The organism is Lactobacillus gallinarum (assembly GCF_002160635.1).
In the GTDB taxonomy this organism is placed as follows: Bacteria; Bacillota; Bacilli; order Lactobacillales; family Lactobacillaceae; genus Lactobacillus; species Lactobacillus gallinarum.
Genome location: NZ_NFKZ01000006.1, coordinates 16096 through 28144 on the forward strand (window position 1 = coordinate 16096; position 12049 = coordinate 28144).

9 protein-coding genes and 1 other annotated feature are annotated in these 12049 nt (G+C 38.5%); of the genes, 1 reads left to right on the forward strand and 8 read right to left on the reverse strand.

Annotated elements, in window-relative coordinates; translation table 11 throughout:
- Window positions 1–145: 145 nt before the first annotated feature.
- The 7 genes from B5E95_RS03700 to B5E95_RS03730 form a co-directional block, all read right to left on the reverse strand.
- Window positions 146–1462, reverse strand: coding sequence for a C1 family peptidase (locus B5E95_RS03700; RefSeq protein WP_087175846.1), 1317 nt, complete (start codon window positions 1460–1462; stop codon window positions 146–148).
- A 125-nt stretch (window positions 1463–1587) separates the two neighbouring features.
- Window positions 1588–2514: an L-lactate dehydrogenase gene (locus tag B5E95_RS03705; protein ID WP_025005791.1), complete on the reverse strand. Its 927-nt coding sequence runs from the start codon at window positions 2512–2514 to the stop codon at window positions 1588–1590.
- A gap of 163 nt (window positions 2515–2677) precedes the next feature.
- On the reverse strand, window positions 2678–4054 hold the full coding sequence (locus tag B5E95_RS03710) for a flavocytochrome c (protein ID WP_087235598.1): 1377 nt from the start codon (window positions 4052–4054) through the stop codon (window positions 2678–2680).
- An 11-nt stretch (window positions 4055–4065) separates the two neighbouring features.
- A complete protein-coding gene (locus B5E95_RS03715; protein ID WP_056945423.1) occupies window positions 4066–5469 on the reverse strand; it encodes a class II fumarate hydratase in 1404 nt (467 codons plus the stop codon).
- A gap of 130 nt (window positions 5470–5599) precedes the next feature.
- A complete protein-coding gene (locus B5E95_RS03720) occupies window positions 5600–6301 on the reverse strand; it encodes a methionine ABC transporter permease (RefSeq protein ID WP_013437718.1) in 702 nt (233 codons plus the stop codon).
- Window positions 6294–7355, reverse strand: a complete 1062-nt coding sequence (locus tag B5E95_RS03725; protein WP_025005790.1) for a methionine ABC transporter ATP-binding protein — start codon at window positions 7353–7355, stop codon at window positions 6294–6296. The genes B5E95_RS03720 and B5E95_RS03725 overlap by 8 nt, the downstream gene beginning before the upstream one ends.
- A gap of 11 nt (window positions 7356–7366) precedes the next feature.
- Window positions 7367–8221: a MetQ/NlpA family ABC transporter substrate-binding protein gene (locus B5E95_RS03730; protein WP_087235599.1), complete on the reverse strand. Its 855-nt coding sequence runs from the start codon at window positions 8219–8221 to the stop codon at window positions 7367–7369.
- 42 nt (window positions 8222–8263) lie between these two features.
- Window positions 8264–8503: a binding site (T-box leader), on the reverse strand.
- Between the two features lie 136 nt (window positions 8504–8639).
- On the opposite strand from B5E95_RS03730, the gene B5E95_RS03735 reads away from it, so the two are divergent.
- The gene (locus B5E95_RS03735) at window positions 8640–9572 is read left to right on the forward strand and encodes a DNA/RNA non-specific endonuclease (protein ID WP_087235600.1); all 933 of its coding nucleotides are present in this window, start codon (window positions 8640–8642) and stop codon (window positions 9570–9572) included.
- 45 nt (window positions 9573–9617) lie between these two features.
- Here B5E95_RS03735 and B5E95_RS03740 read toward each other — a convergent pair whose 3' ends face one another.
- Entirely contained in the window at window positions 9618–12032 is a 2415-nt protein-coding gene (locus B5E95_RS03740) for a cation-translocating P-type ATPase (protein ID WP_087235601.1), read from the reverse strand.
- Between the last annotated feature and the right edge of the window lie 17 nt (window positions 12033–12049).

A 12049-nucleotide genomic window follows, 5' to 3' on the forward strand; every position in this document is an offset into this window, starting at 1 on the left:
TTAAAAACCGCTTCAATAGCTTTTGGAAGAAGTTTAGCGGTTTTTAATTAATCCTAAACAGTACCACCGTTTTTTAACGGTTTTGCACTAAAGAGGTGCGGCAGTCGTAATGCCGGCCTCTTTTTTCATTTCTAATTATATCACATTAGCCAATATTATCCCAAGGCTTCAAGTCTACTGCTGGACCTTCTGCAAGTTCAACTTGCTCCTTAGTCAAAAATTCTTTTCTAACTACGACATCATAAACATAGTCTTCAAACCATGGTTGACTCATTTCGTAAAAGCCCTTGTGACCAAACTTGTCACCCCATGAATTTTCAACCTTCCACTTGCGAATGTGGCCGTGATCTTCATCAACACCGACTAAGGTCATATCGTGAGTAGCAAAACCTTCGCCAGTCGCTAAACGATCAGCCTTGCTCATCTTGGTATCAACACCAAATAATTTATCGGTTTGGTAAAGTTCGGTATCAAGATAACCAGTCTTTCTTTCCATTTGCTTCAAAACGTCGTTACCAAAGATTACGGCATCCCCAGACTTAAGTTGTGCTACAGCAGCTTGAGCCAAGTATTCAATTGGCACATTCAAAAACTTAATTTGATCACCGCCATCAACATTGTCATAAAGTGGCATATGGTAAAGCTTGTTAAATTCGTGGTTAGGACAGTTTGATAAAACTACATAATCATCAAACTTAAAGTCCTTGAAATACTTTTGTACGAATTCACGTGGAGTTAAGTCTCTTTCCAAGTGATATTTCTTGTCGTCATCGCGGTATTCCAAGTCAAACTTCTTTGGTGGTTCGCCTAGGGCAACAGATACCATGCGGTAAACTTCATTCAAAAAGTGCTTCTTAGCCTTTTCAATTTCATCTTGTGAACTGCCTTCACTCACTAATTTACGTAAAGCAATAGCATCTTTTCTTTCCTTACGTGCTAAAGAATCGATCAAACCAGTAGTATTGTTGGAGTTAAAACTTTCAGGCATTGCGTATGAAGGTACAACACCATATTTTTTAACTAGGTTGATGGCCATGCTCCAAAGGCCGCCATCTTCACCAGCAAAAGCTAACCATGATTGCACTTCGCGGTCGTTAAGTGGCTTATCAGCCAAACGGATCATTGCATCATAAAAGGCATTTGCACGTTCAATCTTATCCCAGAAAAAGTTATAAGCTTGTGAGAAAGTGAAATCTTTTACTTTGTTTTGCTTGCCAAAGTAATGACGCAAAACATTCAATGTGGCAAATTCCCAGCAACGACCAGAATGCTTTTGGTCAGTTACGCCACCTACATCAAGTTCAGTTGAAAAAACATGGTTTAAACGTTCTGAAACGCGATCGTTAAAGGATGCTTCAAGTAATCCGCTACGACGAGCAGCACGTGAAGCAACTTGATTTTTGCTATTAGTATTGAAATCGGCAGAAAAGTCTGCGATCTCTTGATCAGAAATAACTGTCATATCCTACCTCGTCAGTCTCTAATTTCTTATTAATTCTTTAATCATAATAATACCTTCTTTTGTATTATCTAGCAAGCAAAAAAAGGCGTTCAATGAACGCCTTTTTCTTAATATATCTATATCAATTAAAGTTCAATACCTGATAAAACTTCTTGCATTTTATCAGCTGAGTTGAGCATCTTAGCCTTTTCAGCATCTGAAAGCTTGGTTTCGATTACTTGTTCAATACCTTCACCGTTGATAACAGTTGGAGTACCTAAGTACAAGTCGTGCTTAATGCCATATTCGCCGTTAATTGGTGCTGATAATGGCAAGCAGATTGAACGGTTGTCCAAGATGGCACTAACGATTTGGGTAAGCATCATTGCAACACCATAGAATGTAGCACCCTTGTTAGCGATGATCTTGCCGCCCTTCTTGCGGACGTCAGTTTCAATTTCACTTAAAACATTGTCATTAATTTCTGCATAGTCGCGAAGCGGCTTGCCATCAACAGTTGATTCATCAAAGTTTTCAAAACTAGTATCACCATGTTCACCAAGAACCATTGAGTTAACCTTGGCAACTGGAACATTAAGCTTCTTAGCAAGTTCAACGCGAAGACGCATTGAATCAAGTGAAGTACCAGTACCAATTACACGGTTCTTAGGGAAGCCTGATAACTTTTGAGTTAAAGTAGTTAAGATATCTACTGGGTTTGCGGAAACAACGAATACACCCTTAAATCCTGATTCAACAACGGGTTCTACAATGCTCTTTAAAATCTTAACGTTCTTAGCAACCAAATCAAGTCTAGTTTCACCAGGTTTTCTAGGAACACCAGCAGTAATTACACAAACGTCAGCATCTTTAGCATCACTGTATTCAGCTGGATGGATATCAGTTTGACCCATAAATGGAGTAATATCTTCAAGGTCCATTGAGTCACCAACTGGACGATCCTTAGCTACATCGCAAATTGCCAATTCATCAACAGTAGCGTTTTGCAATAAGTCATTTGCAAAAGTTGAACCTACGGCACCATCACCAACAAGAAATACTTTTCTACTCATAAGTTATATTAGTCCTTTCATAAACGTAATTTTCTACATATTCCATTATACACTAAGCGCTTACATTAGACACTATTTATTAATTAATTACGTTAATATTGTGCTTTTCTTAACAAATATATTGAAAAAAAGACAACTCTCATTGTCTCTTTTTCGGTTAGATTTATTTGTGTTCTCTAGCGTATTTAGCCATTTGAATACCAGCTTGGCGACCAAAGATAACCGTTTCAGCAACTGAGTTACCACCAATACGGTTGTTGCCGTGAAGTCCGCCAGAAACTTCACCAGCTGCATAAAGACCTTTAATTACGTTACCGTTGGTATCCAATACTTGAGTTTCGGTGTTGATATGAATTCCGCCCATAGTGTAGTGAATAGCTGGGTGAATGTGAATAGCGTAGTATGGTCCAAGGTTTAATTCACGATCCATACCAGTAGTTCTGCCAAATTCCTTATCCTTGTGGTTTTCAACGGCCTTGTTCCACTCATCTACTGTGGCAGCTAAGTTTTCTGGATCAACATCAATTTCCTTAGCTAAGTCGGCCAAAGTGCTGCCCTCCTTAACCAAGCCAATGTGGTCATAAAATTCTACAGCTGCAAAATGAGCACGAACACCTGAATCGAAGACCAAGTATGCACCGTCTTCGTTTAAACCAGTAATCGCACTTGAAACAATTTTACGGGTGTTTAATTCGTTAACAAAACGCTTGCCGGCCTTGTTAACCAAAATAGCACCTTCACCACGTAAACCTTCACCGATTAAGTAAACGTGTGGGTTATCAGTATCTGCAGTTGGGTGAACTTGAATAAAGTTCATTTGCATCAATTGCGCACCAATTTCTTTAGCAAGCTTAATCCCATCGCCAGTAGCACCTGGTTGGTTGGTAGTCTTGTAGTCAACTAAATCTGGACGATACTTCTTGATGATTTCTTTAGAAGCGCCAAAGCCACCAGTAGCAAGCAAAACTGCCTTAGCCTTAATTGTTTTAACGCCTTTATCAGTTTCAACTTCTACGCCGTTAACATTGCCATTCTTGTCTTGCAACAATTTAGTTACTTTAGCACCAGTAAAGATGTCTACACCGGCCTTTTTAACTTGGTTAGTTAAACGTGAAGTCAAATAAAAGCCAACAGGTTCCATTGAACCTGGACGGTGAGCTCTCTTTACGCTCATCCCACCGGTAATGGTTAAATCAGTCAAACGAACGCCATATTTCATTAACCAGCTAATTGCAATAGCAGAGTGGTTAACAAAGTACTTAAGCATTGCACGGTCGTTTAATAAACCGCCACCCTTTAAAGTTTCTTCGTAAAAGTCACGGTTGTTGTCAATGATTCCTTCATCAAGTTGAACCAATGATTCAGATGCGTTCATACCACTAGAAGCACGACTAGTGTTACCACCAATTTTACCGTTCTTTTCCAAAATAACAACATTCAAACCAAGTTCACGAGCTTGAAGTGCTGCTGTTAAACCAGTACCACCTGAACCAACAATTATTGCATCATATTTATTTTTTAATTCTTTATTATTTGGCATAATATCCCCTATTATTCTTCTGGAGTGGACTTGTCGACATTAGTCATCTTCATGTAGTCCATCCATTCATCGTATTGCTCTTCGGTAACCTTGCCGCTCTTTAAGGCAGCTTCTTTCAAAGTAGTGCCCTCTTTTTGTGCAGCTTGGGCAATTTTAGCAGCAGCATGGTACCCAATGTGTGGTGATAAAGCAGTAACTGTCATAAGTGAATTTTCAAGCAATTCATCCATACGCTCTTCGTTAACAGTTAAGCCATGTATCATTTTATCAGCAAAACCAGTAATTGTACCAGTTAATATATCACAAGAATCAAGGAATGAAGCAATCATGACAGTCTTAAAGACGTTCATTTCAAAGTTACCTTGACTTGCAGCAAAAGTAATCGTGGTATCATTACCAAATACTTTAGCAGCAGCCATAGTTACAGCTTCGGCTTGAGTTGGGTTTACCTTACCTGGCATGATACTTGAACCTGGTTCGTTAGCAGGAATATTTAATTCACCGTAACCAGCTCTTGGACCTGATGCCAAGAATCTGATATCTTGAGCAATCTTAAACATGTCGGCTGCGAGCGTCTTAAGTGCACCATGCATTACATCAAGACCTGAGTGGTGAGCTAAGCCCCAGAACTTGTTGGTCTTAACCTTGAATTCGTGACCATATACTTCTGATAATTTACCAGCAATCTTTTCAGTCATGCCTGGTGCAGCGTTAAGTCCGGTACCTACAGCAGTACCACCGATAGCCAATTCATAAAGAGTTGGCTTCAATTCTTGAATGTATGAAAGATCATGTTTCAATGCGGAAATGTAGCCAGATAATTCTTGACCAAAAGTAAGTGGAGTTGCATCTTGCAAGTGAGTACGACCAACCTTAACAGTTTTCCAGTACTTCTTTTCCTTAACTACTAATTCATCAATCAAATGCTTGATAGCAGGTTCAAGCTTGTCTAAGGCTTCAACAGCAACGATATTCATAGTAGTTGGATAAGTATCATTAGATGATTGACCACGGTTAACATCATCGTTAGGCAAAATACCTAAACCTGGGTGAAGCTTGTTGGCCAAGTTAGCCACTACTTCGTTAACGTTCATGTTACTTTGAGTACCTGAACCAGTTTGAAGTACGTGTAATGGAAAGTCTTTTCTTAAATCTGTATCATTAAGTGCTAAAAGATGATCAATTGCATCTTCAATTGCTTCACCTTTTTCTTTAGGTTCATCCCCAACCTCAACGTTTGATTCAGCTGCCGCCTTCTTCAAATGCAAAAAGGCACGGATGATTTGAATTGGCATTAATTCACCGCTTGGGAAGTTATTGCGACTTCTTTCTGTTTGTGGACCCCACAAAGCATCCTTAGGAATTTTTACAGGGCCAATAGTATCACTTTCAATACGATATTCTTCTTCGCTCATTATTTTTCCTCCTTACATAAGCATAAGGTTTTTGTTAGTTTTCAATCACCTTTTATGATACCTGTAAAGGCTTTCTTTTTCAATTAAAGAAAAAAGATCTAGGATAGCCTAGATCTCATCTTAAAAATTTCTACCTATTTTGATGGTTCATCTTTTTAGCAAAGAAGTCACCAACAATTTGTACAATAAAAATCAAAATAATTACTAAGACAGTAGCAACTAAGGTAACGTCATTGTTAAAACGATTGTAACCATATGAAATAGCTGTGTTACCTAAACCACCGGCACCGATGGCACCAGCCATTGCAGTTAAACCAATCAATGAAATGATGGTTACTGTTGAAACGCGGATTAATTCTGAACGTGATTCACGTAAGTAAACATCAAAAATGATATCTGAAACAGTTGCGCCTAAACTTTGAGCAGCCTCTACTTTACCTGTGTCAACACTTTCAAGGGCAACTTGTACCTGACGAGCGTAGAATGGGAAAACACCTAAAGTTAATGGAACTAAGGCTGCCTTCATCCCGATTTGAGTACCAACAATCTTTTGCGTAACAGGTGCAACAAAGGCAAGCAAGATTACAAATGGAATAGCTCTAAAAATTGAAACTATCTTATCGCAAACGTTATACCAGAACTTGTTTGGACGAATACCGTCTTCTTTGGTTACAACAAGCAAAACACCAAAAATAATTCCGAGAATGCCACCGAAGATTGTGGCCCAAAAAGTCATGAATAATGTTTGAAAGATACTAGTTCCCCAGCCAGCGTCTCCGCCCCAGCCGAGTTGTACGACATTTGGACAAACTTTTTCAAACCAACTAATCATCTAAATTCCCCTTTTCATCCAATCTAGTCAAAGTAACGTTTTGCTTCTCCAAGAATTCTCTAGCTTGCTTTTGCTTATCGGCATCCCCTTTAACCAAAACAACCAAAGTACCGATCGCTTCGCCATTTAACAGTTCCACGTTACCATAAAGCATTGAAACCTCTACTCCAATTTGACGGTAAAGTTCAATAATGATGGACTTAGTCACATTGGCAATGCTGTAAACCAGTTGATATACCTCTTCATTTGCTTCTAGTTTGCCAAGGTTCAAGGCCTCTAAAGTTTGAATAGCTTCAAGGCCACCACCAACAAAGCGTTTAGTCAATTCCTTCTTAGGATGCAAGAAGACTTGACGCAAATTGCCTTTTTCAATCATCTTACCGTGTTCCATTACAGCAACCTTATTACAGATCTTCTTAACGGCATCCATTTCGTGGGTGATTAAAACTACAGTCAAACCTAATTGCTTATTGAGTCGCTTCAATAGATCCAAAATTTGTTGTGTATTTTGTGGATCAAGCGCACTAGTAGCTTCATCAGAGATCAAGATATCGGGGTGGTTAGCCAAAGCACGAGCAATAGCTACTCTTTGTTGCTGACCACCTGATAATTCAACTGGATAAAAGTTAGCCTTATCTTTCAAATCAACTAAATCAAGCAATTCTAATGAACGTTTTTCTAATTCTTCATCGGAAAGTTTTGCATGCTTTAATGCAAAAGCAACATTTTCTAAAACCGTTGTTTCATTTAATAGGTTGAAGCCTTGGAAAATCATGCCGATTTTTCGACGTTCCAGTTGCAATTGTTTATTAGAAATAACTTGTTTGCCCTCTTTAACAAAATCGACATCGTTGACCTTGATATTACCCTTGCTAGGATGTTGCAGGAGATTAATCGTTCTAACCAAGGTTGACTTACCGGCACCAGAGAAGCCGACAACTCCATAAATATCGCCTTTTTCAACGTGCAAAGTTACATCGCTAACTGCTTTGACAACTTTACCCTTTTTTTGAGGAAAATCTACATCAATATGATCTAATTGAATAATGCTCATTCTAACCCCTCCTACTTAATCTTGATATCCCAAGCAGCAATTTGTGAATTACCGTAGTAGTGCTTAGTCATCTTCTTTGTCTTTTCGGTTTGGTAGGCCTTAACCACATCTTTGTAAAGTCGGTTGTTTTCTTGAACCTTCTTAGCACAAATGATGTTGATCCATTGCTTAGAATCTTTGTTAACTGGTTCAACGTAAATAGTTTGCTTATCGCCTAAACCAGCTGGACCAGCATAGTCGTTGTTAACTACTGAAGCATCAACTGAGTTGATTACTCGACCAGTTTGTTCAGCACCAACTTCCTTTAACTTAAGGTTGCGTGGGTTCTTAGTGATATCGGCTACAGTAACAAGTGTCTTGCCCTTTCTTAAACCGATTAAGCCAGCGTTTTTAAGAACAAACAATGCTCTTGATTCATTAGTTGCATCATTTGGAATGGCAATAGTTGCACCATCTGGCAATTGAGACAACTTCTTGTATTTCTTAGAGTACAAACGAATTGGTGCAATATAAGTTTTACCGATTGGAACTACACCACCACCATTTGACTTGTTCCATGCTTTAAGGAAGGCGTAGTGTTGGAAAGCATTCAAATCAACATCGCCAGATTTCAAAGCCTTGTTTGGCTGGTTGTAATCAGTAAAATTCTTTATCTTAATCGTAATACCATATTTATCTTTAGCCGTTTGAGCAACGCTCTTCCAAATAGCTGCATCTTGTTTACTTTGTGAGACAACACCAACTGTTACAGTCTTGGCTTGGGTTTTACTTGGAATTCCTGGTCCAAAACTAAACCAACCAGCAATTAAGATTAAAACGCCGATAATTGTCCAAATAATTGTATTTCTCCGTCTACGCTTACGCATGTAACTCAACTCCTAATAATGAAAATAAAAAAGCATTCATCCTAAAAGGACGAATGCTCGTGTTACCACCTTTAATTCATTTATCACTCACGCGATAAATCTCATTAGCTATCAAATTAATAGCCTGCACTGTTAACGGGTGCAAATCCGCTGATAGCTAAATATCACTATCAGTCATCGTTCCAAGCCCATATTCGCTAGGGCCTATTTGCTAACTTTCACCACCACGTTAGCTCTCTTTATAAATAGGAAACTAGTTACTCAGCTCTTCAAGATGTTTGATTAATAATTTGTTATAAATAAGTTATCATCATTTTTTAATCTAGTCAACATATTTTTTAATTATTCTTCTGAGTAAGCGGTTTTATTTTATAATATGGTTATATCTTATAATTTAATAATTGCTAAGGAGAAAGAAATGAAGAAAAATCACTTTCGAAGTTTGGCTCTCTTATTAGTAGCGGCAGTAGGCTTGATTTCCTTTGCCAATACTAATGTCCCATGCAATAACCAAACCGTTTATGCCGTTTCAGATAAATCACTCGCTAATCTGAAATTTCATAAACAAGAAATTGTTACGGTCGACCATAATGAACCGCGCTTCTCTAAAAGTACGTTGTCAAAGAAAAATGGTCCCTGGCAAAAATACAGTAATTTAGATTACTTAAATAGAGCTCAGGCGGCTAATGCCCTTTTGAATAAGAGATTGATGCCCCATAGTCCAAGAGCCGGTTTGACTTGGGATCCAACTGGTTGGCACAACAAACGCATTGCTAGTGGCTGGCTTTACAACCGTTGTCACCTAGTTGGCTATCAATTAACCGGTCAAAATAATAATCCGCGCAACCTAATTACTGGAACACGTGAATTAAACGATCCAGACATGCTCAAGTACGAAAATGAAGTTGCCAATTATTTGAAAGATTCTTCAAGTAATTACGTTCGCTACAGAGTTACACCAATTTTCAAAGGTAATGACTTGTTAGCAAACGGTGTTGAAATGGAAGCTAAATCAATCGGCAGCAATGCTGTTGATTTCAATGTTTATATTTTCAATGAGCAACCTGGCGTAATCTTAAACTACAAAGATGGTACTAGTCGCGTTAAACATGGTTCAAGTATGATTGCTGAACATGTAAAAGCTAGAAGCCATCATGTGACTAAAGCAAGAACCATTCATAACATTAAGCACAAGATTTCTACTGCAAATTACCGTGTAATTGGTAACAAACGCAGCAAGATTTATCATGTTGCCAGTGGTGAAAACTATCATATGAGTTCAGCCAATGCAGTTTACTTCCATTCAGAAGCTGCTGCTAGACGTGCTGGTTATCGTAAATCATTAAGATAATGAAAAAGAGTTATCTGCTTTTTTAAACAGATAGCTCTTATTTTTTTATTGAACGCTCTTGCGCCCGCGTTGATAAGCTTCATGCAGTTCCGCAAAAGTCATATTCTTGCCCTTTTGATCAAAGACAACCAATACTTCTTGCACACCATCCAAAATTCTTGATAACCAGCGGAAAATTGTAGTTGCCGCACAGAACAAGATAAATAGAATGAACATTGCCTTATCAGAAATCATGGTCAGTGAGAACAGATTGTGTAAGAAGATAATCGCTAAAACTAACCCGGCGAATGATCCAATCATTACGCATAAACGGAATTTATTTAATGGAGCTGAAATGTGGTAAAGTACCATCATTCCCACTGCCACCAATAAAAGTGTTGCCGTTGTACCTACATCATTATGATCAAGCGATATATAGCCGCCTGCAACCACCAAAATACTTACCGCCAGCATATCGGTTACCCCACCAGGGATTGCTCTTGCCAAAATATTGGGAATAAATTGTCCGCGAATTCTATTGTGATTACTTTCTAGAGCCAACAAGAATGATGGTAAGCCAATGGTGAAGGCAGAAATCAAGGTAATCTGTGATGGCTGTAATGGATAATCAATGACCATTACGAGTGAGAAGATAGCCATCAAAAATGAGAAGATATTCTTTACCAAGAACAAACTGGCTGAACGCTGAATGTTATTAACTACGCGCCGACCTTCATTTACCACCTTAGGCATTCTAGCAAAATTTGAATCAAGCAATACTACTTGAGAGGCTTGAACAGCCGCACTGTTACCGGATGCCATCGCAATTGAACAGTCTGCTTTCTTCATTGCCAAAATATCGTTAACACCATCGCCTGTCATTGCCACAGTATTACCTTGTTTTTGTAAAGCCTTAACAAATTTACGTTTTTGTTCTGGTTTCACTCTGCCAAAGACACTATAATTTTGGACTGCTTCTTCATAACCATCTTCTGGAATTTCGGAAGCATCAATATATGCATCTGAATTTTGGATACCGGCTTGCTGCGCTACTCGCGAAACCGTGACAGGATTATCACCGGAGATCACCTTAATAGCCACACCTTGTTTAGCAAAGTATTCAAAGGTTGCTTTAGCTTCTTTTCTAATCGGATTAGTCAAAAGAATGTAGCCATAGACTTCAACTGGCTTAGTCAACTTAGAATCATCTTCAGTTAAAATTCCAGGATAGTCGGCCACAATTAAGACACGATAACCAGTCTTGGCATATTTTTCAAATTCAGCTTGGTATTCCTCAAATTGGTCTCTCAACACCATTTCTGGTGCCCCAATTAATAAGGTATGATCGTCAAAAATGACGCCGCTGTATTTATTAACAGAGGTAAAAGGTAAAATGCTGCTGGCTTTTTTGCCATTATTTTGAGTGAAAAAGCCGTGAACAGCCTTCATCGTAGCATTATCAGCTGGCATATTTTGAGCAAAATCACCAATTACATTATCCAAGTCACCTTGATAATTTTTGGAAGGAACAGCCTTTTCCACGCTCATTTTTGGCTCAGTAATTGTACCAGTTTTGTCAACGCACAATACGTTAACGCGAGCTAGAGTTTCAACACTCTTCATATCATGCAGCATTACCTGTTTGCGTGCCAATCTTACAGCAGAAAGAGCCAACGCAATCGTTGTCAAAAGGTATAAGCCTTCTGGAATCATCCCGATAATGGCTGCTTCCATGGAAACGATGCTGCGGTAAAGCGACATTTTATTAACGAAAAAGCTCATTGAAAAGAGGGCTATTCCCAGGGGAATAATAATGATTCCGACCCATTTAATCAATTTATTAATGGAGCGAACCATCTCTGATTGCTCACTATTTCCCATGGCTTTTGCTTTAATAGTTAATTTAGAAATATAGCTTTCTTTACCAACTTTTTCTAGTTGCATGTATGCAGAACCTGAAACTACGAAAGAACCAGACATCAATTCATCGCCCACTTCTTTAGTAATTTCATCGGATTCACCTGTTAACAGTGATTCATTGACGCGGATATTTCCTTTAATGACTTGACCATCGGCAGGAATCTGATCCCCAGTTTTCAATAAGACAATATCGCCCTTAACCAGTTTTTCAATCGGAACTTGCTCTTCTTTTCTATTACGCAAGGCTCCAATATCCGTGGCATTCATCACATTTAACTTGCTTAAAATTTTCTTTGCTCGAATTTCTTGTACAATCCCGATCACGGTGTTCAAGATAATTACTGGCAAAAAGGTCAAATCCTTATATGCTCCAACCACTACCAGCAAAATAGATAGAACTAAGAAAATCAAGTTAAAGTAGGTAAAAACATTTTCACGAATAATTTGCTTATTTGTTTTAAATTGATCGTCAACAGCTTTGTTGACTTCTCCAGCTGCAATTTTTTGTTCAACTTCAGCTGTAGTTAATCCTGTTTCTAAATTTGTCTTTTCTTCGTTCATTTTCTTTTCCTAAGTAA

What these genes read in the sequence shown, in the direction of transcription:
- B5E95_RS03700 (WP_087175846.1), bottom strand. Translation starts at nt 1,462, where the DNA reads ATGACAGTTATTTCTGATCAAGAGATCGCAGACTTTTCTGCCGATTTC.
- B5E95_RS03705 (WP_025005791.1), bottom strand. Translation starts at nt 2,514, where the DNA reads ATGAGTAGAAAAGTATTTCTTGTTGGTGATGGTGCCGTAGGTTCAACT.
- B5E95_RS03710 (WP_087235598.1), bottom strand. Translation starts at nt 4,054, where the DNA reads ATGCCAAATAATAAAGAATTAAAAAATAAATATGATGCAATAATTGTT.
- B5E95_RS03715 (WP_056945423.1), bottom strand. Translation starts at nt 5,469, where the DNA reads ATGAGCGAAGAAGAATATCGTATTGAAAGTGATACTATTGGCCCTGTA.
- B5E95_RS03720 (WP_013437718.1), bottom strand. Translation starts at nt 6,301, where the DNA reads ATGATTAGTTGGTTTGAAAAAGTTTGTCCAAATGTCGTACAACTCGGC.
- B5E95_RS03725 (WP_025005790.1), bottom strand. Translation starts at nt 7,355, where the DNA reads ATGAGCATTATTCAATTAGATCATATTGATGTAGATTTTCCTCAAAAA.
- B5E95_RS03730 (WP_087235599.1), bottom strand. Translation starts at nt 8,221, where the DNA reads ATGCGTAAGCGTAGACGGAGAAATACAATTATTTGGACAATTATCGGC.
- B5E95_RS03735 (WP_087235600.1), top strand. Translation starts at nt 8,640, where the DNA reads ATGAAGAAAAATCACTTTCGAAGTTTGGCTCTCTTATTAGTAGCGGCA.
- B5E95_RS03740 (WP_087235601.1), bottom strand. Translation starts at nt 12,032, where the DNA reads ATGAACGAAGAAAAGACAAATTTAGAAACAGGATTAACTACAGCTGAA.